Below are 19,698 nucleotides of genomic sequence, written 5' to 3'. Positions count from 1 at the left end.
AACTGGGTTTTCGTGTAGTTGCCAGAAAGCCAGTCGGCGACCAGTTTGATTCGTTGATTCATGGGGGACTCTTGGTTCCAGGGCATGATCAGATACCTCCTGATCATGCGTATTAACCTGTAAACCATGTCCCCGGTTAGAAATGTAAACGATGTCCCCGGTTTGTACCGGGGCAAGCCCCCTCGCCACAGGGTGCAACTCAACACTCCACCGCACTCACCGCCAACCCACCCCGCGATGTCTCCTTGTACTTGTCATGCATATCCGCCCCGGTATCTCGCATGGTGCGGATCACCCGGTCCAACGAGATAAAGTGCTGGCCATCACCCCGCAACGCCATCTGCGCCGCGTTGATCGCTTTCACCGCCGCAATCGCATTGCGCTCGATGCACGGCACTTGCACCAGCCCACCCACCGGGTCGCACGTCAGGCCGAGGTTATGTTCCAGGCCAATCTCCGCCGCGTTGCACAACTGCTCCGGAGTCGCGCCGAGAATTTCTGCCAGCCCTGCCGCCGCCATGGCGCAGGCCGAGCCGACTTCACCCTGGCAACCCACTTCAGCGCCGGAAATCGAAGCGTTCTTTTTACACAGAATGCCCACCGCTGCGGCACTCAGGAAATAGTCGACAACGTTGGCTTCGGTCACCACTTCGCTGAACTTCATAAAGTAGTGCAGCACCGCCGGGATAATCCCCGCCGCGCCATTGGTCGGTGCAGTGACCATGCGCCCACCTGCAGCATTTTCTTCATTCACCGCCAGGGCGAACAAGTTGACCCACTCCATCGCGCTCAAGGTCGAGCCGATCACATTGGGCTTGCCCAATTCCTGCAAGCTGCGGTGCAACTTGGCTGCCCGCCGACGCACATTAAGACCGCCCGGCAGAATGCCCTCGTGCTTGAGGCCCTGCTCGACGCAATCTTGCATGGCGCGCCAGAGCGTCATCAGGCCGCTACGGATCTCCTCTTCCGAACGCCAGACTTTCTCATTGGCGAGCATCAGTTCGGCCACCCGCAGGTTGTGGGTCTGGCACAGGCTCAGCAGCTCCACCGCACTGGAAAAATCGTAAGGCAGCTCGGTGCGATCCATATCCGCCACGCCGCTATTGGCCTGGGCTTGATCCACCACAAAACCGCCACCCACTGAATAGTAGGTATCGCGGTGCAATTCACCGTCATCACCGAATACCACCAGGGTCATGGCGTTGGGATGAAACGGCAGATTTTCGTCAATCAAGCGCATGTCCCGCGCCCACACAAACGGTACTGGTAAACGCCCGTCCAGTAATAACGTATTGGTTTCACGCAGGGTCTCGATGCGGATGCCGATCTGCGACGGGTCAATCGCATCCGGCCACTCGCCCATCAGGCCCATGATCGTCGCGTTGTCGCTACCGTGACCGATGCCAGTCGCGGACAAAGAGCCATAGAGCTGAACTTCAACGCGCCGTACTTGTTCCAATACATCACGAACGCGCAGTCCTTGAACGAACAACGCCGCGGCGCGCATAGGCCCGACGGTGTGAGAACTGGAAGGACCGATGCCGATCTTGAACAGGTCGAAAACGCTGATAGCCATTACCGTGAAACTCCTCGATGAGCACAGGCCAGGCGCAGGAGCTGCTACGCTCAAGTCGCCCGGATGGCGGCATCATCAAGCTTTTGTTGCCCTCTGCGACGTCTCACACCGACGTACCCATGCTCAACAGCGCCGCCCCCATGCGATCATCCGTCCTGACCGTTTTTTTACGCTGCGGGGCGGCAACACGTTCAGTTTTTAGCAGGAAAAAATCTGTAAGCGACGTCACCGACACTGGATACGACCATCCCTGTACTGGATACGACGCCCCCTGTAGGCGTCAGATTTTCACTGGTACATGATCAGGCTCGACTCGTTTGCAAGGCATCCAGGCAGAGCTGTGTCACACGCCCCAACCGCAACACTTATAAAGCGCGGTCAACCGCCGCCAGAAAAACATCAGGAGTCTACCCACATGAAAGGTTCACCCACGTTGTTGTTGGCCGCCATGCTGAGTCTGCCGGTCCTGGCACAAGCTGCGGAACCGGCGCAATGCAGTACCGTCAACTTCTCCGATGTCGGCTGGACCGACATCACTGTCACCACCGCCACCACCAGCGAAATCCTCAAGGCCCTCGGCTACAAGCCACGCACCACGATGATTTCCGTGCCAGTGACCTACAAGTCCCTGGCCGATGGCAAGAACATGGACATCTTCCTCGGCAACTGGATGCCGACCATGGAAAACGACATCAAGCAGTACCGTGATGCCGGCACCGTGGAAACCGTACGCGCCAACCTGGAGAACGCCAAATACACCCTGGCTGTACCCGAAGCGCTGTACGACAAGGGCCTGAAAGACTTCGCCGACATCGTCAAATTCAAGGATGAACTGGGCGGCAAGATTTACGGCATTGAACCGGGTAACGATGGTAACCGCACGATCCAGGGCGTCATCGACAAGAATCAGTTCGGCTTGAAAGACGCCGGTTTCAAGGTGGTCGAATCCAGCGAAGCCGGGATGCTCTCGCAGGTGGAACGCGCCACCAAACGTGGCCAGGCGATCGTATTCCTGGGCTGGGAACCGCATCCCATGAACACCCGCTTCAAGATGAAGTACCTGACCGGGGGTGACGATTCATTCGGCCCCAACTACGGCCAGGCCACTATCTATACCAACACTCGCAAAGGCTACGTCCAGGAATGCAGCAACGTCGGTCAGTTGCTGAAGAACCTGTCGTTCACCTTGAACATGGAAAGCACCCTGATGGGTAACGTCCTGGACGACAAGATGAAACCTGACGCCGCAGCCAAGGCCTGGCTGCGGAAAAACCCGCAAGTGCTCGACACCTGGCTCGCCGGTGTCACCACCCTCGATGGCAAACCAGGATTGGACGCCGTAAAAGCCTACCTCGCCAAGTAATTGCTGACCCCGGGCCGGCTCGCTGGCCCGGGATGTTTTTCCTCTTCGCATGTGGACATTCACTACCATGCTGACTGAACAGAAAATCCCACTAGGCCAGTACATCGCTGCCTTCGTCGAATGGTTGACCCAAAACGGTGCCAACTACTTTGACGCAATCGCATCGACACTGGAAACGATGATCCACGGCGTGACGTTCGCGCTGACCTGGTTCAATCCACTGGCATTGATCGGTCTGATTGCGCTGTTGGCTCACTTTATTCAACGTAAATGGGGACTGACTGTTTTTGTCATCGCCTCCTTCCTGCTGATCCTCAACCTGGGTTACTGGCAGGAAACCATGGAGACCCTGGCGCAGGTGCTGTTCGCCACCCTGGTCTGCGTGGTCATCGGCGTACCGCTGGGCATTGTTGCCGCGCACAAACCGATGTTCTACACCCTGATGCGGCCGGTGCTCGATCTGATGCAGACCGTACCGACCTTCGTCTACCTCATCCCTACCCTGACCCTCTTCGGGCTGGGTGTGGTGCCCGGTCTGATTTCCACGGTGGTGTTCGCGATTGCCGCGCCGATCCGCCTGACCTACCTGGGTATCCGTGATGTGCCGCAAGAGCTGATGGACGCAGGCAAGGCCTTTGGCTGCTCGCGCCGTCAGTTGCTCTCGCGCATTGAACTGCCCCACGCCATGCCGAGCATTGCCGCCGGCATTACCCAATGCATCATGCTGTCGTTGTCGATGGTGGTCATCGCCGCCCTGGTGGGTGCCGATGGTCTCGGCAAACCGGTGGTCAACGCACTGAACACCGCCGACATCGCCCTGGGCTTTGAAGCCGGCCTGGCAATCGTGTTGCTGGCCATCATGCTCGACCGCATCTGCAAACAACCCGACGCCAAAGTAGGGGGTGACGCATGAGCATCATTCGCTTCGATCAGGTCGACGTGGTGTTCTCCAAGGACCCGCGTGAAGCCCTGAAACTGCTCGACCAAGGTATGACCCGTGACCAGATCCTGAAAAAAACCGGCCAGATTGTCGGCGTTGAAAAGGCCAGCCTGGACATCGAGAAAGGCGAGATCTGCGTGCTGATGGGCCTGTCCGGCTCCGGCAAGTCGAGCTTGCTGCGCTGCATCAATGGCTTGAACACCGTCAGCCGCGGGCAACTGTTCGTCGAGCACGAAGGCAAGCAGATCGACATTGCTTCCTGCACACCCGCCGAGCTGAAAATGATGCGCACCAAGCGCATCGCCATGGTCTTCCAGAAGTTTGCCCTGATGCCTTGGCTGACGGTGCGCGAGAACATCAGCTTTGGCCTGGAAATGCAGGGCCGACCGGAGAAAGAACGGCGCAAGTTGGTCGACGACAAGCTGGAGCTGGTGGGCCTGGCCCAGTGGCGCAACAAGAAGCCTGACGAACTGTCCGGCGGCATGCAGCAGCGTGTAGGCCTGGCCCGTGCCCTGGCAATGGACGCCGACATTCTGCTGATGGACGAACCCTTCTCCGCACTCGACCCGCTGATCCGCCAGGGTTTGCAAGACGAGTTGCTGGAGCTGCAAAACAAGCTGAGCAAGACCATCGTGTTCGTCAGCCACGACCTGGATGAAGCGCTGAAACTCGGCAGCCGTATCGCGATCATGAAAGACGGCCGGATCATCCAGTACAGCGTGCCGGAAGAGATCGTGCTGAACCCGGCCGATGACTATGTGCGTACCTTCGTGGCCCATACCAATCCGCTGAATGTGTTGTGCGGGCGCAGCCTGATGCGCACGCTGGACAAGTGCACGCGCGTCAACGGTTCGGTGTGTCTCGATCCAGGCGGCGACTCGTGGCTGGACCTGGCCGAAGGCAACACGATCAAGGGCGCGCGGCAGAACGGTTCGGCGCTGAACTTGCAGAACTGGATACCAGGGCAGGCGGTAGAAGGCCTGGGCCGGGCACCGACGCTGGTGGACTCCAATATCGGCATGCGCGATGCGTTGCAGATTCGCTATCAGACAGGGAACAAGCTGGTGTTGCATGACAACAACAAGGTGGTAGGGATACTCGGGGATAGCGAGTTGTATCACGCGTTGCTAGGCAAGAACCTGGGCTGATAAGCACCGCAAAACAAATGTGGGAGCGGGCTTGTGTGGGAGCGGGCTTGCTCGCGAAAGCGGTGTGTCAGTATTGGAGGTGCGGACTGACACACCGCTTTCGCGAGCAAGCCCGCTCCCACACAAGCCCGCTCCCACATTGGATAGGCGGTGTCCTTGAGGACACCGCTCACATCAACACTCAGCTATAGACACGGCCAAGGAGCTGCCGATGGCTTTCAAACTGATCGAGCACGTCCCGGGTGATCTGCTCCTGGGTGAAGCCCATCAGGTCGTATTCCTGACTCCCGTTGTGCAGGTAAACCTCGGCGCGGTAGTAGCGCGTGCGTTCTTCTTCGGCTTCCACCGACTCGCTCGGCGCCGCCAGGTAACCGTCCAGGCTCACCTCATAGACAAACGGGTTGCCCTCTTCCATCTCGATCCGCACGCCCATGCAGCGCTTGGATTGACCGAGCAAGGTCTGCACATCCAGCCCTTGGGCACGCAAGGCCACTGCCGCTTCTTCCAACGCCGGCGTCACCTTCTTGTCCATAAAGCGTTGCACAACCGCCTGAGTCGGCTGCAGGTCCAGCGCGGTCAGACGCTCGCTGAAACCACGACGCCCACGCTCGGCCAATTGCGCTTGCTCCTGTTCGATCGCCACGTCCTGGCGCATGGCCTTGTGCAAGCCGAACATAAACAGAATCAGCACCACCGAGAACGGCAGGCCAGCCAGTACCACCATGGTTTGCATGGCTTCGAAGTTACCGGCGAACAGCAGACCGATGGTCACCAGCGTGATCACCACCGACCAGAAAATCCGCAGCCAGTGCGGCGCATCTTCGTCAACGTTGCCGCCCTTGCAGGACAAGTTCGCCATCATCACCGCGCCGGAGTCCGCCGGGGTCAGGAACAACACGAAGCCCACAAAGATCGACACACCAATAACGATTTTCGACGCAGGGTAATGCTCAAGCAGTTGGTAGATCGCCATGGACGGTTGTTCCAGGGCGGTTTTGCCCAGCTCCACCGCCCCTTGGTTAAGCACCAGGTCCAACGCCGAGTTGCCGAAGATCGACAGCCACGCCAGGGTGAAGCCCAACGGAATCAGCAGCACGCCGGCCACCAGTTCACGCACGGTGCGCCCACGGGAAATACGTGCGATGAACATGCCTACGAAAGGTGCCCAGGAAATCCACCAGGCCCAGTAGAACAGGGTCCACAGGCCCATCCAGCGCTCGGTCTTGTCGCCGTCGCCTTCGTACACATAAAGGTCGAAGGTTTTCAACACGATGCCGTTCAGGTAGTCGCCGGTGTTTTGCACCAGGCCATTGAGCAAGTGCAAGGTCGGGCCGAACAGCAGCACGAAAATCAGCAAGCCGCTGAACAGCACGATGTTCAGGTTGGAGAGGCGGCGAATGCCGTTTTCCACACCCGACACGGCAGCGATGGTCGCCACGGTGCTCATCACAATGATCACGATCAGCAGGTTGGTATTGCTGTGCTCCATGCCGAACAGGTTTTCCAACCCGGACGACACTTGCATCGAACCAATCCCCAGGTTCGTCACCAGGCCCAGCAGCGTCACGAACATGCCGAAGCCATCTACCGCATGACCGGCCGCACCCTTGACCCAACGCTCGCCTACCAACGGGTACAGCGCCGAGCGCAACGCCAGCGGCTGGTTATGACGGTAGGCAAAGTAGGCCACGGCCAGGCCGACCAGCGCATAGATCGCCCAGCCGTGCAGGCCCCAATGCAGGAAGGTCAACTGCAACGCCTGGCGTGCCGCGCCGTTGCTGGCGGCTGCGCCTTCAGGCGGATTGAAGTAGTGGTCCAGCGGCTCGGACGCACCGAAGTACAACAGCGAGATGCCGATCCCCGACGAGAACAGCATGCCGGCCCAGGCGCCGTAGCTGAAGTCCGGGGTATCGTCCTTGCTGCCCAGTTTCAGCTTGCCGTAGGACGAAAACGCCAGGCCGACCACAAACACCAGGTAGGCGGCGATGACCACCATGTAGTACCAGCCAAAGCTTTTCGACAACCAAGCCTGGGCCACGCCGAGCATCCTGCCAGCTTCCTGCGGGGCGATGATCAAAATCGCGGTCAACAACAGAATCAGCGCGGTGGAGGTGTAGAACACCCAACCGTTGACCCGCACCTTTTCCGGCGGGGTCTTTATAAGAGAGGCAGAACTCATGGCACAGATGCTCCGGGCAGTGCAGAGAAACGCAAGGCAGCGCTTGACCCGTGCCATCGATTTTTCGGCAGTCGACGGACGGGTGTTATAAAGACACCCCGAAAATTCCTGAACCCCACCGAAGCCGTGGCTTGGGCTGTTTCAAGGGTTTTGCAGAGGTCAGATGTCGCCACATACACGTAGGAAATACCTGTAGGTAGCGACCATTTGTCGCAGATCTTATTCTTTGTTGATTGAACGTTCAATCAAAACAAAATAGACTGGCCATCAAGCCGACGGACGTTTATCGCTCGCCGGCAGGCCTAAGGAGAGGTGCTACATGCCCAAGGTCGGTATGCAACCCATACGCCGCCAGCAGTTGATCGAAGCCACGTTGACGGCCATTGATCAGGTCGGAATGGGCGACGCCAGCATTGCGCTGATCGCCCGTTTGGCCGGTGTTTCGAACGGCATCATCAGTCACTACTTTCAGGACAAGAATGGCCTGATCGCCGCGACGATGCGGTACCTGATGAACGCCCTGATCGAGAACGTACACGCACGTCGGCACGCGTTGGAGGATGACAGCCCACGGGCGCACCTCCAGGTAATCATCGAAGGCAACTTCGACGCCAGCCAAGTCAACGGCCCGGCGATGAAAACCTGGCTGGCCTTCTGGGCCACCAGCATGCACCACCCGTCATTGCACAGGTTGCAGCGGATCAACGATCACCGTCTGTATTCCAACCTGTGCTGCCAGTTCCGCCGTGCGATGCCACTGCCTGAGGCACGCAGCGCAGCCCGCGGGCTGGCGGCCCTGATCGACGGTTTGTGGTTGCGCGGCGCCCTGTCGGGAGACGCTTTCGACACGGAGCAGGCGCAACGGATCGCTTACGAATACATGGATTTTCAATTGGCCAAGCAGGTGAGTTAGAGCACACATAAACGCTCAACCCCTGAACGGCTGCTGATCGGTGTTGCCAGAACCTTATGGCCCACCCTTTCGCGGTTAACGCCAACCACTTATGCACTTGCGAGGACTTTATGGCCCGTTTCGAACTGCAAAAACTCTACATTGACGGCGGCTACAGCGACGCTGGCAGCGATGCCACCTTCGAAGCCATCAACCCGGCTAACGGTGAAGTTCTCGCCAAAGTGCAACGTGCGACAAAAGAAGACGTTGAACGCGCCGTCGTCAGCGCCGAAAAAGGCCAGAAAATCTGGGCCGCCATGACCGCCATGGAGCGTTCGCGCATCCTGCGTCGCGCCGTCGACATCCTGCGCGAGCGCAACGATGAGCTGGCCGCCCTGGAAACCCTGGACACCGGTAAAGCATTCTCTGAAACCAAGTATGTCGACATCGTCACCGGTGCTGACGTGCTGGAGTACTACGCAGGCCTGGTGCCCGCCATCGAAGGCGAGCAGATCCCGCTGCGCACCACTTCGTTCGTCTACACCCGTCGCGAGCCTCTGGGCGTTGTGGCCGGTATCGGCGCATGGAACTACCCGATCCAGATCGCCCTGTGGAAATCCGCTCCAGCCCTGGCGGCCGGTAACGCGATGATCTTCAAGCCAAGCGAAGTGACGTCCCTGACCACCCTGAAACTGGCTGAGATCTACACCGCAGCCGGCGTTCCAGACGGCGTGTTCAACGTCCTGACCGGTAGCGGCCGTGAAGTCGGCACCTGGCTGACCGAGCACCCGCGCATCGAGAAAATCTCCTTCACCGGCGGCACCGACACCGGCAAGAAGGTCATGGCCAGCGCCTCCGGCTCTTCGCTCAAAGACGTGACCATGGAACTGGGCGGCAAATCCCCGCTGATCATTTTCGACGACGCCGATCTCGATCGCGCCGCCGACACTGCGATGATGGCCAACTTCTACAGCTCCGGCCAGGTCTGCACCAACGGCACTCGCGTGTTCGTTCCAAAGCACCTGCAAGCCGCCTTCGAAGCGAAGATCGTTGAACGCGTCGCACGCATCCGCGTCGGCAACCCGGAAGACGAGAACACCAACTTCGGCCCGCTGGTCAGCTTCGCCCACATGGAAAGCGTGCTGGGCTATATCGCCAAAGGTAAAGAAGAAGGCGCTCGCCTGCTGTGCGGTGGCGACCGTCTGACCGACGGCGACTTCGCCAAAGGCGCCTTCGTGGCACCGACTGTGTTCACTGACTGCACTGACGAGATGACCATCGTCCGTGAAGAAATCTTTGGCCCGGTGATGAGCATCCTCACCTATGAAACCGAAGAAGAAGTGATCCGCCGCGCCAACGACACCGACTTCGGCCTGGCCGCCGGCGTGGTCACCAAAGACCTGAACCGCGCCCACCGCGTGATTCATCAACTGGAAGCCGGTATCTGCTGGATCAACGCCTGGGGCGAGTCCGATGCCAAGATGCCAGTCGGCGGCTACAAGCAGTCGGGTGTTGGCCGTGAGAACGGCATCAGCTCGCTGAACAACTTCACTCGCATCAAATCGGTACAGGTTGAGCTGGGCGACTACGCCTCGGTGTTCTAAGACCCTTTAAGTCCGGGATGGCCAATGTGGCGAGCGGGCTTGCCCGCGTTGGGCTGCGAAGCGGCCCCATCCCAGACACTGCGATCTTTCAGACAGAACCCGAGCGCTGATTTTGCGACTGCTACGCAGTCGAACGGGGGCAAGCCCCCTCACCACAAAAGCGGCCTGATCACACTTTTAGAGGGTGCATTTAATGTCCCAAGAATACGACTACATCATCGTGGGTGCCGGCTCCGCCGGTAACACCCTGGCGACCCGTCTTACCGAAGACGAAGGCGTCACCGTCCTGCTGCTGGAAGCCGGCGGCCCGGACTACCGTCTGGACTTCCGTACCCAGATGCCAGCCGCCCTGGCCTTCCCGCTGCAAGGCCGCCGCTACAACTGGGCCTACGAAACCGATCCAGAGCCGCACATGGACGGCCGCCGGATGGAATGCGGTCGCGGCAAGGGCCTGGGTGGTTCTTCGCTGATCAACGGCATGTGCTACATCCGTGGCAACGCCATGGACTACGACAACTGGGCGAAACTGCCAGGCCTGGAAGACTGGACCTACCTGGACTGCCTGCCGTATTTCCGCAAGGCCGAAACCCGCGACATCGGCCCGAACGACTACCACGGCGGCGAAGGCCCGGTCAGCGTGACCACGCCAAAAGCCGGCAACAACCCGCTGTTCCACGCCATGGTTGAAGCAGGCGTGCAAGCCGGTTACCCGCGTACCGAAGACTTGAACGGTTACCAGCAAGAAGGCTTCGGCCCGATGGACCGTACCGTGACGCCGAACGGCCGTCGCGCCAGCACCGCGCGCGGTTACCTGGACACAGCCAAGAAGCGTTCGACGCTGACCATCGTCACTCACGCCCTGACCGATAAAGTGCTGTTCGAAGGCAAGCGCGCTGTTGGCGTGCGTTACCTGATTGGCGCTGCCGAAGAGCGCGTTGAAGCCCGTGCCCGCAAGGAAGTCCTGGTGTGCAGCGGCGCTATCGCCTCGCCGCAACTGCTGCAACGCTCCGGTGTCGGCCCGGCCAAATTGCTGGAAAGCCTCGACATCCCGGTGGTCCACGACCTGCCAGGCGTCGGTGAAAACCTGCAGGACCACCTGGAACTGTACCTGCAATACGCGTGCACCCAGCCCGTGTCCTTGTACCCGTCGCTGCTCTGGTACAACCAGCCGGCCATCGGTGCCGAGTGGCTGTTCAACGGCACCGGTATCGGCGCCAGCAACCAGTTCGAAGCGGGCGGTTTCATCCGTACCCGCGAAGAGTTCGATTGGCCGAACATCCAGTACCACTTCCTGCCGGTGGCGATTAACTACAACGGCAGCAATGGTGTGAAAGAGCACGGATTCCAGGCGCACATGGGCTCCATGCGTTCGCCTAGCCGTGGCCGCATCCAGTTGAAGTCGAAGAACCCACGGGACTACCCGAGCATCCTCTTCAACTACATGGCGACCGAGCAAGACTGGCAGGAATTCCGCGACGGCATCCGCCTGACCCGGGAAATCATGCAACAGCCGGCACTGGACCAGTACCGTGGCCGCGAAATCAGCCCGGGCATCGACGTACAGACCGACGAGCAACTGGACAAGTTTGTCCGTGAGCACGCCGAAACCGCGTTCCACCCGTCCTGCTCGTGCAAGATGGGCACCGACGAGATGGCCGTGGTTGATGCCGAAGGTCGCGTGCATGGCATGCAGGGTCTGCGTGTGGTCGATGCCTCGATCATGCCGATCATCACCACCGGTAACCTGAACGCGCCGACGATCATGATCGCCGAGAAAATCGCCGACAAGATCCGTAACCGCAAGCCATTGCCACGCAGCACCGCCGACTACTACGTCGCGGGTGAAGCGCCGGTACGTGGCAAGCCGTTGCGTGAAGTGAGCCGTACTGCGCAGTAACTGATACACCGCGTCGCCTGTATCGCAGGCAAGCCAGCTCCCACCTTTGACCACGTTCGCCAGAACAACTCGGTCAGCTGTGGGAGCCGGGCTTGCCCGCGATGAGGCCCGACCAGACAGCAAAAGTCTTCCTGCATCACCCCCAGTAAACCCATCCCACACCGCCCCACCCTTGATCCCACCCCCCGCCCGGGCCTAATCTAGTCCCCGCGCAAACGTTTCACCTTCCTGCCCTATCGACACGCCGGCTTCTGCCTGGCCACGAGGCTTTCTCATGTTTGATGTCGTTTCTTCGAGCAAATGGCCTACCGGCTTCCTGATCAATCCCAACGTTGAACCCCTGGATCCAAAGTGGCTGAAGGAGTTCAGCAAGATCCCGGCCGCTGCCGTCAGCGATTGCCTGGGTCGTAACGTCGGTGGCCTGGGCCTCAAGGCCTTCCATGGCAATGCGCCCATGCTCGGCAGTGCGCTGACCGTGCGCGTGCGCCCAGGTGACAACCTGATGATTCTCAAAGCCATGCAGATGGCCCGCCCGGGCGATGTGCTGGTGATCGACGGCAGCGCCGACCTGACCCGTGCCGTGTTCGGCGGCATCATGCGCGCCATGGCCTTGAAAGCCGGCATCGTCGGCGTGGTGATCAACGGCGCCCTGCGCGACCTCGACGAATGGCAAACCGGTGAATTGCCGGCCTACGCCATCGGCGGCGTACACCGTGGCCCAAGCACCGACGGCGGCGGCGAGATCAACGTACCGATTTCCTGCGCCGGCATGCTGGTCGCCCCGGGCGACCTGATGATTGGCGACGGCGACGGCGTGGTGGCCGCGTCCCGCAGCGAACTGCCGGAACTGCTGGTGCGCTGCCACGACCTGCTGGCCCGTGAGAAGGCTACACTGGCGGCTATCGAAGCCGGCACCCTGGACCCTGATCGTTTTGACGCGATCCTGCGCGCCAAGGGTTGCCCGGTCTAACGCTAAAAGCTTCGCGAGCAAGCCCGCTCCCACATTTGAATGTATTCACAGATCAAAATGTGGGAGCGGGCTTGCTCGCGATGAGGCCCTCCGGGCCATTGCAGCCCACAAGGAGGTCCATGTGTTCGACGCTCACCCGCAACTGAAAAAACATTTCTCTGCACTACGCACCACCGCTGAATTCTTCTCCCTGCGCTACGTTCGCGAATCCGGCCAATACCTGTCGGTGCGCAAGAACGTCGCCGAGCCGCCGCACCTGAACCACGACGAAGGTGCCATGCTCACCGTGCGCCTCAAGGGTGTCGAAGCCTACGCGGCAACCAATGATATTTCCCTGACGGGCCTGCAAGCCGCCCTTGAACGTGCCGAACAGCAAGCCCGGCGGATCTTGCCTCATGCCCTGCTCGACCTGCGCGACCAGCCAGTGTCCAGCGACGTGGCTGATTACCTCTCGCCCGACCTGAACCAACCCTTCCCATCCCTGAGCGATTGCTACCAACTGCTCGGCAGTGAATCCGCCGCGGTTCCCAAGGACGAGCGTCTGGTGAACTGGGAAGTCAGCCTGGGCATGACCCACGTTGAACAGATTTACCTCAGCAGCGCGGGCGCCGAGTTGCGCCAGGCCCAGCGCTTTGTGTTCCCGGGCCTGAGCGTCACCGCCTACAACGGTAACGACAGCCAGACCCGCACCCTGGGTGGTACCAATTTCGGCCAGCAAGGTGGTGCGGATGTGATCAGCCGCTTCGGCCTGATTGGCGCAGGCCCGCGGATCGCCGACCAGGCGTTGCAGTTGCTCCTGGCACCGAATACGCCAGAAGGCCCACGCGACCTGCTGCTGATGCCCGACCAGATGATGCTGCAGATCCACGAGTCCATCGGTCATCCGCTGGAGCTCGACCGCATCCTCGGCGACGAACGTAATTACGCGGGCACCAGCTTCGTCAAAGCCAGCGACTTCGGCCATCTGCAATACGGCTCCAAGCTGCTGAACGTGACCTTCGACCCGGATATTCCCGAACAGCTCGCCAGCTATGGCCATGACGACGACGGAACCGCCGCCAGCAAACAGTTCCTGATTCGCGAGGGCCTGCTGCTCAAGCCTCTGGGCGGTGCGCTGTCGCAGTACCGCTCCGGCATGGGCGGCGTGGCCAACAGCCGCGCCTGCAGCTGGAACCGCGCGCCTATCGATCGCATGGCCAACCTCAATATCGAGGCCGGCGACCAGAGCCAGGCACAACTGATCGCAGGGATCGAGCACGGCATTCTCATGTCGACCAACCGTTCGTGGTCCATCGATGACGCGCGCAATAAATTCCAGTTCGGCTGCGAATGGGGCCAACTGATTGAAAATGGTGAGCTCAAGGGCGTGGTGAAGAACCCCAACTACCGAGCCATTTCCGCGCAGTTCTGGCGCAAGCTCAGCGCCGTCGGCGACGCCAGCACCTTCCAGGTACTGGGTACACCGAACTGCGGCAAGGGCGAGCCTAACCAGGTGATCCGCGTCGGCCATGCATCGCCGGCCTGCGTGTTCAGCAACGTCGACGTGTTTGGGGGAGATGCCTGATGAATATGTTCAAGGCTCTGGTGGACTGGCTCAAACAAGCCGTCACCGAAACAGAACAGTTCCACCTCGGTTACGCGGCTGAATCGTCCGAGTTTGTGCGCTTCAATCACGCCCAGGTGCGCCAGGCCGGCCACGTGCAACAGGCCAGCCTGAATTTGAAACTGATCCATGACGGTCGGCACGCCGACCTTGGCATTACCTTGGCTGGCGAACCTGCACTGGACCGCCAGCGCTTGGCCGATGGCCTGCAACAACTGCGGGAAACCTTGCCGTTGCTGCCTCAGGATCCGTATCTGCTGCTCAACCACAACGCCTGGCAAAGCAAGGACGAACAGGACCGGCCGCTGCCGGAACTGGCCCAGGTTCTCGAAGAAATCAGCCAGGCCGCACAGGGCATCGATCTGGTCGGCTTTTATGCAGCCGGTCCCATCAGTCGTGGTTTTGCCAGCTCGAACGGCGCCTTTGGCTGGCATCAGGCTAACAGCTTCAATTTCGATTTCAGCCTGTTCCATGCCAATGGCGAAGCGGTAAAAGCCAGCTACGCCGGCAACGACTGGGACAGCACGACGTTTGCCCGCCGATTCCAGCAGGCCCGTGAGCAGCTTGAGTTTCTCGGCCGACCGTTGCACCCACTGGCACCCGGCCAATACCGCGCCTACCTGGCCCCGGCGGCGCTGGAAGAAATCGTCGGTATGCTGACCTGGGGCGGTTTTTCGGCCCAGGCCATCGCCAGCAAAGGCAGCCCGCTACAACGGTTGTATGCGGGTGATCAGGCACTCAGCTCGTGGGTGTCCATGGACGAACAGGTCAACGGCTCCCTCAGCCCGGCGTTCTCTCGTGATGGTTACCCGCGCAGCGATGTGAAACTGATCAGTGCAGGCAAGGCCGATGAGCGCCTGGTCAACTCCCGCAGCGCCGCCGAATACGGCTTGAGCACCAACGGTGCGCAAAGCGACGAAACCCCCACCGCCCTGCAAATGGCCGCAGGCAACCTGGCCCAGGCCGATATCCTCAAGCAATTGGGCACCGGCCTGTACATCAGTAACCTGTGGTACCTGAACTACTCCGACCAGCCGGCCGCACGCCTGACCGGCATGACCCGCTTCGCGACGTTCTGGGTGGAAGACGGCGAGATCAAGGCACCCGTGAGCACCATGCGCTTTGATGACAGCGTCTATAACCTGTTGGGTTCGCAGCTGGAAGCATTGACCGCCGAGCGAGAGTTGCTGCTGTCGGCCAGTACTTATAGCCAGCGCAATACCTCCTCGAATCTATTGCCGGGTGCACTGGTAAAACGGTTGACCCTGACCCTTTAGACACCGACAAATCCACGTAGGGAAGGGCTTGTGTGGGAGCGGGCTTGCTCGCGAATGCGGTGTGTCAGTCAACTTATTGGGTGGCTGACACACCGCATTCGCGAGCAAGCCCGCTCCCACATTTTGAATCGCACGCGCCTCCAGACCGCTACAACCCCCGCCCTAGACAGCTGGCCACTTGGCCAGTTGTCGCGTTCCAAAATCCTCGTTATAAAGGTTGGTGGCTTCTAGCCACGCCTGCGCGGTAAAAATAACTCAAACACCTACTCCGCCGTCCTCAACCCACTTGTCCCCAAGTGAAGCATGACCTTGCCCGGGAAAGGGCAAGCTGGAGCGTTGACATGAACCATGGAAGTTTTGTCATTGAAAAGCTGTTCAAGCACTACAACGTTCACGTAGAGCAGCTGGGTAACCACCCGGAAAAGAAAACCGTGCTGTTGGTCAATGGCGCACTGTCCACCACCCGCTCGTTTGCGCGCACCAGCAAATGCCTGGCGGAGCACTTCAATGTGCTGATGTTCGACCTGCCGTTTTCCGGTTATTCACGCCCCTACAACACCGACCTGGACCTGGTGACCAAGGACGACGAAGTGGAAATCCTCCGCGCACTGGTGGAGCGTTTTCAGGTCAACCACTTGGTGTCTGCCTCTTGGGGCGGCATCTGCACACTGCTGACCCTGGCGCGCAATCCGCCGTCTATCGAAAGCTCGGTGGTGATGGCGTTGGCGCCCAACCTGAACCAGGCGATGCTCGAATACGTGGAACGGGTTCGGGTGCTGATCGAGGCCGATGATAAATCTGCCGTCGGCCATCTGCTCAACGAGACCGTGGGCAAATACTTGTCCCCCAGGCTCAAGCGCAACAATCACCATCACCTGTCGAACATGGCCACCACCGAATACCGTCAGGCACGTTTTCACATCCACCAAGTGCTGCAATTGGGGGATGGCAACTACCTGCCGCAACTGCGCCAGATCGAAACACCGGTGCACTTTCTCAACGGCACGCTGGACGAATACACCCCGGCGAACGAGGCGCAGTTGTTCAAGCAGTATGTCGGCCGCAGCAGTTTTGCCACCGCCGAACATACCGGTCACTTGCTCGACCTGGAGTCCCGCGAAGCCGCCCTGTCCGTGCATCAGGCGCTGCTCGGCTTCCTGTTGGGCAAGGAAGTATCGCTGTCAGATATAGACGAACCGCCAGTGGGAAAAAGGGCAAGCGATAGCGCATAATCGGCACTACATAGCCTGCTAACAAAAGGGTTCTCAATGCCGAATCGCGTCCCGCTCGATGCCAAGACCGCCCGCTGGCTACCCTGGGTGGTAGCGATTGCCTTCTTCATGCAATCGCTGGATGGGACGATCCTCAACACGGCACTGCCGGCCATGGCCCGGGACCTGGCGGAAGACCCGCTGCGCATGCAAGGCGTAGTGATCGCCTACATGCTCACCGTAGCGTTGCTGATCCCGGCCTCAGGCTGGGTCGCCGACCGCTTCGGCACCAAGAAAATCTTCTTCGGCGCGATCATGCTGTTCAGTATTGGTTCGTTGCTGTGCGCCCTGTCCAGCACCTTGACCATGCTGGTGGGCGCGCGAGTGATCCAGGGCCTCGGCGGCGCGCTGATGTTGCCGGTCGGAAGGCTGGTGGTGCTGCGCGCCTACCCGCGCTCGGAGCTGGTGCGCATCATGGGCTTCATCACCATTCCCGGCCTGCTCGGCCCGTTGCTCGGCCCGACCATGGGCGGTTGGATGGTGCAGTACCTGACCTGGCACTGGATTTTCCTGATCAACCTGCCGGTGGGCATGATCGGCTGCTACGCCGTATGGAAATTCATCCCGGACCTGCGGGGCAGCGAACGCACGCGCTTCGACAGCGTGGGGTTCCTGCTGTTTGGTGCGGCGATGGTGTTGATCACCATCGCCATGGAAGGCCTGGGCGAGTTGCACCTGCCGCATCTGCGGGTGATGTTGCTGCTGTTCGGCGGCCTGGCGTGCCTGGCGGCTTATTGGCTGCGGGCCGGGCATATCGATAACCCGCTGTTTTCCCCTGTGCTGTTCAAGACCCGGACCTTCGCCGTGGGCATCCTCGGTAACCTGTTCGCCCGCCTGGGCAGCGGCGCTCTGCCATTCCTGGTACCGCTGCTGCTACAGATTGCCTTGGGCTACTCGCCGTCCGAAGCCGGGATGAGCATGCTGCCCCTCGCGGCGGCAGCAATGTTTGCCAAATCCATCGCCCGGCCGCTGATCGAGCGTCTGGGCTATCGTATTGTCCTGACCGGCAACACGTTGCTCCTCGGGATCATGCTGGCGAGCATGGGCCTGGTCAGCGAACACACGCCCTACCCTCTGCTGTTGGCCATGCTGGCCGTTCTGGGGGCAATCAACTCCCTGCAATTCACCGCCATGAACACCGTGACCCTGATCGACCTCGACGATGCCCAGGCCAGCAGCGGCAACAGCCTGCTATCGGTGGTGGCGCAACTGTCCCTGAGCCTCGGCGTAGCCTGTGCCGGTGCGCTGCTGGGAGGTTTTACCGCCGAAGTGGGCAACGATGGCGTCAGTACGGTACTCGGCGCGTTCCAGTTGACCTTTCTCACGGTGGGCATCATGGCGATGCTGGCGGCGGCGATCTTTTTGCAGCTATCACCTGCTGATGGCCGACGAGTGGTCAACCGCGAGCACGACATAGAACACTGAAAGGTAGGAAAAACCTGCGCCACACAGGACTTCTCGTCTGGAACGTGCAGGGAAAATCCCTTGAGGCTGGTACACTGCGCGACATTTTGTTTTGCAGGCCAGTCCCGTGACCACCATCGCCACCGCTTTTAATACTTTGCCGCTGTCCGCCGCCATGCTGGCTAACCTGGACGCTCTTGGTTATACCCAGATGACGCAGATCCAGGCGCAAAGCTTGCCGGTGATCCTCAAGGGGCTGGACCTGATCGCCCAGGCCAAGACCGGCAGCGGCAAGACTGCGGCCTTTGGTATCGGCCTGCTGAACCCGATCAACCCGCGTTATTTCGGCTGCCAGGCCCTGGTGATGTGCCCTACCCGCGAACTGGCTGACCAAGTCGCGAAGGAAATCCGTCGCCTGGCCCGCGCCGAAGACAACATCAAGGTGTTGACCTTGTGCGGCGGCGTGTCCCTCGGCCCGCAGATCGCCTCGCTCGAGCACGGCGCGCACATCATCGTCGGCACACCGGGCCGCATCCAGCAACACCTGCGCAAGGGTTCGCTGGTGCTGGACGGCTTGAACACGCTGATCCTCGACGAAGCCGACCGCATGCTCGACATGGGCTTCTACGACGCCATCGAAGACATCATCAGCAAGACCCCGCCACGCCGCCAGACCCTGCTGTTCTCCGCCACCTACCCGGTGAGCATCAAGCAGCTGGCGTCCAAATTCATGCGCGCGCCGCAGCAAGTGAAAGCCGAAGCGTTCCACTCGGACGAACAGATCGAGCAGCGTTTCTACGAAATTTCCCCGGAAGAACGCATGGAGGCGGTGACCAAGGTCCTGGCCCATTTCCGTCCGGCCTCGTGTGTGGCGTTCTGCTTTACCAAGCAGCAAGTGCAGGAAACCGTTGATCACCTGACCTCCAAGGGCATTTCCGCCGTCGGCCTGCATGGCGACCTGGAGCAGCGTGACCGTGACCAGGTGCTGGCGATGTTCGCCAACCGCAGTACTTCGGTGCTGGTCGCGACCGACGTTGCCGCCCGTGGTCTGGACATTGATGCGCTGGACATGGTGATCAACGTCGAACTGGCCCGCGACTCGGAAATCCACATCCACCGCGTCGGCCGTACCGGTCGTGCCGGTGAGACGGGCATCGCTATCAGCCTGGTGGCGCCGTCTGAAGCCCATCGCGCCCAGGCCATCGAGCTGCTGCAGAAGTCGCCCCTGAACTGGGACCAACTGAGCAACCTCAAGTCCCAGGGCGGCGCACCGCTGCTGCCGGCCATGAGCACCTTGTGCATTGCTGCCGGTCGCAAGGACAAGGTTCGTCCGGGCGACATCCTTGGCGCACTGACCGGCGACGCCGGGATCCCCGGTGCCCAGGTCGGCAAGATCGCGATTTTTGACTTTCAGGCGTTTGTGGCGGTAGATCGCACTATCGCCAAACAGGCGTTGCAGCGCTTGAACGACGGCAAGATCAAGGGCCGTTCGCTGCGCGTTCGGATCCTGTAAAGATCTCCCGATTGATGGAGATCTAATGTGGGAGCGGCGGTGCGACGACTCGACTTGCTCG

Annotated in this window: 14 protein-coding genes; 12 read left to right on the top strand and 2 right to left on the bottom strand. The window is 60.3% G+C overall.

Annotation, left to right across the window (positions count from 1 at the left end; all coding sequences use genetic code 11):
• Positions 1-199: 199 nt before the first annotated feature.
• Positions 200-1,576, bottom strand: a complete 1,377-nt coding sequence (locus J7E41_RS07675; RefSeq protein ID WP_214991362.1) for an L-serine ammonia-lyase — start codon at positions 1,574-1,576, stop codon at positions 200-202.
• A 415-nt stretch (positions 1,577-1,991) separates the two neighbouring features.
• On the opposite strand from J7E41_RS07675, the gene J7E41_RS07670 reads away from it, so the two are divergent.
• The 3 genes from J7E41_RS07670 (at position 1,992) to choV (ending at position 5,027) form a co-directional block, all read left to right on the top strand.
• Complete coding sequence (locus tag J7E41_RS07670) at positions 1,992-2,939, top strand: choline ABC transporter substrate-binding protein (RefSeq protein ID WP_214991360.1); 948 nt, start codon at positions 1,992-1,994, stop codon at positions 2,937-2,939.
• 67 nt (positions 2,940-3,006) lie between these two features.
• Positions 3,007-3,852, top strand: a complete 846-nt coding sequence (gene choW, locus J7E41_RS07665; protein ID WP_169377011.1) for a choline ABC transporter permease subunit — start codon at positions 3,007-3,009, stop codon at positions 3,850-3,852.
• Complete coding sequence (gene choV, locus J7E41_RS07660) at positions 3,849-5,027, top strand: choline ABC transporter ATP-binding protein (protein ID WP_214991358.1); 1,179 nt, start codon at positions 3,849-3,851, stop codon at positions 5,025-5,027. The genes choW and choV overlap by 4 nt, the downstream gene beginning before the upstream one ends.
• A 181-nt stretch (positions 5,028-5,208) precedes the next feature.
• On the opposite strand, the gene betT is transcribed toward choV, so the two are convergent.
• Positions 5,209-7,206: a choline BCCT transporter BetT gene (gene betT / locus J7E41_RS07655; protein ID WP_214991356.1), complete on the bottom strand. Its 1,998-nt coding sequence runs from the start codon at positions 7,204-7,206 to the stop codon at positions 5,209-5,211.
• 319 nt (positions 7,207-7,525) lie between these two features.
• On the opposite strand from betT, the gene betI reads away from it, so the two are divergent.
• From betI to dbpA, 9 genes are all read left to right on the top strand, one after another.
• The gene (gene betI / locus J7E41_RS07650; protein WP_214991354.1) at positions 7,526-8,119 is read left to right on the top strand and encodes a transcriptional regulator BetI; all 594 of its coding nucleotides are present in this window, start codon (positions 7,526-7,528) and stop codon (positions 8,117-8,119) included.
• 110 nt (positions 8,120-8,229) lie between these two features.
• Positions 8,230-9,702: a betaine-aldehyde dehydrogenase gene (gene betB, locus J7E41_RS07645; protein ID WP_214991353.1), complete on the top strand. Its 1,473-nt coding sequence runs from the start codon at positions 8,230-8,232 to the stop codon at positions 9,700-9,702.
• Between the two features lie 193 nt (positions 9,703-9,895).
• On the top strand, positions 9,896-11,599 hold the full coding sequence (gene betA, locus J7E41_RS07640) for a choline dehydrogenase (protein ID WP_214991351.1): 1,704 nt from the start codon (positions 9,896-9,898) through the stop codon (positions 11,597-11,599).
• 274 nt (positions 11,600-11,873) lie between these two features.
• Positions 11,874-12,569, top strand: coding sequence for an RraA family protein (locus J7E41_RS07635; RefSeq protein WP_029297314.1), 696 nt, complete (start codon positions 11,874-11,876; stop codon positions 12,567-12,569).
• Positions 12,570-12,690: 121 nt separating this feature from the next.
• Entirely contained in the window at positions 12,691-14,133 is a 1,443-nt protein-coding gene (locus J7E41_RS07630) for a TldD/PmbA family protein (protein ID WP_214991349.1), read from the top strand.
• Positions 14,133-15,449, top strand: a complete 1,317-nt coding sequence (locus J7E41_RS07625; RefSeq protein WP_214991347.1) for a TldD/PmbA family protein — start codon at positions 14,133-14,135, stop codon at positions 15,447-15,449. Before J7E41_RS07630 ends, J7E41_RS07625 begins: the two co-directional genes overlap by 1 nt.
• 341 nt (positions 15,450-15,790) lie before the next feature.
• Positions 15,791-16,681: an alpha/beta fold hydrolase gene (locus J7E41_RS07620; RefSeq protein ID WP_214991345.1), complete on the top strand. Its 891-nt coding sequence runs from the start codon at positions 15,791-15,793 to the stop codon at positions 16,679-16,681.
• Positions 16,682-16,717: 36 nt separating this feature from the next.
• Positions 16,718-18,145 carry a multidrug transporter subunit MdtD gene (mdtD, locus tag J7E41_RS07615; protein ID WP_214991343.1) on the top strand — a complete coding sequence of 476 codons (1,428 nt, stop codon included), beginning with the start codon at positions 16,718-16,720 and terminating at the stop codon, positions 18,143-18,145.
• A gap of 106 nt (positions 18,146-18,251) precedes the next feature.
• Positions 18,252-19,637: an ATP-dependent RNA helicase DbpA gene (dbpA, locus tag J7E41_RS07610; protein ID WP_214991341.1), complete on the top strand. Its 1,386-nt coding sequence runs from the start codon at positions 18,252-18,254 to the stop codon at positions 19,635-19,637.
• Positions 19,638-19,698 lie beyond the last annotated feature (61 nt).

The organism is Pseudomonas fluorescens (assembly GCF_018614655.1).
GTDB classification, from domain to species: domain Bacteria; phylum Pseudomonadota; class Gammaproteobacteria; order Pseudomonadales; family Pseudomonadaceae; genus Aquipseudomonas; species Aquipseudomonas fluorescens_BX.
The sequence above is the reverse complement of the archived record's forward strand: the minus strand, read 5'-3'. Positions and strand labels throughout refer to the sequence as shown.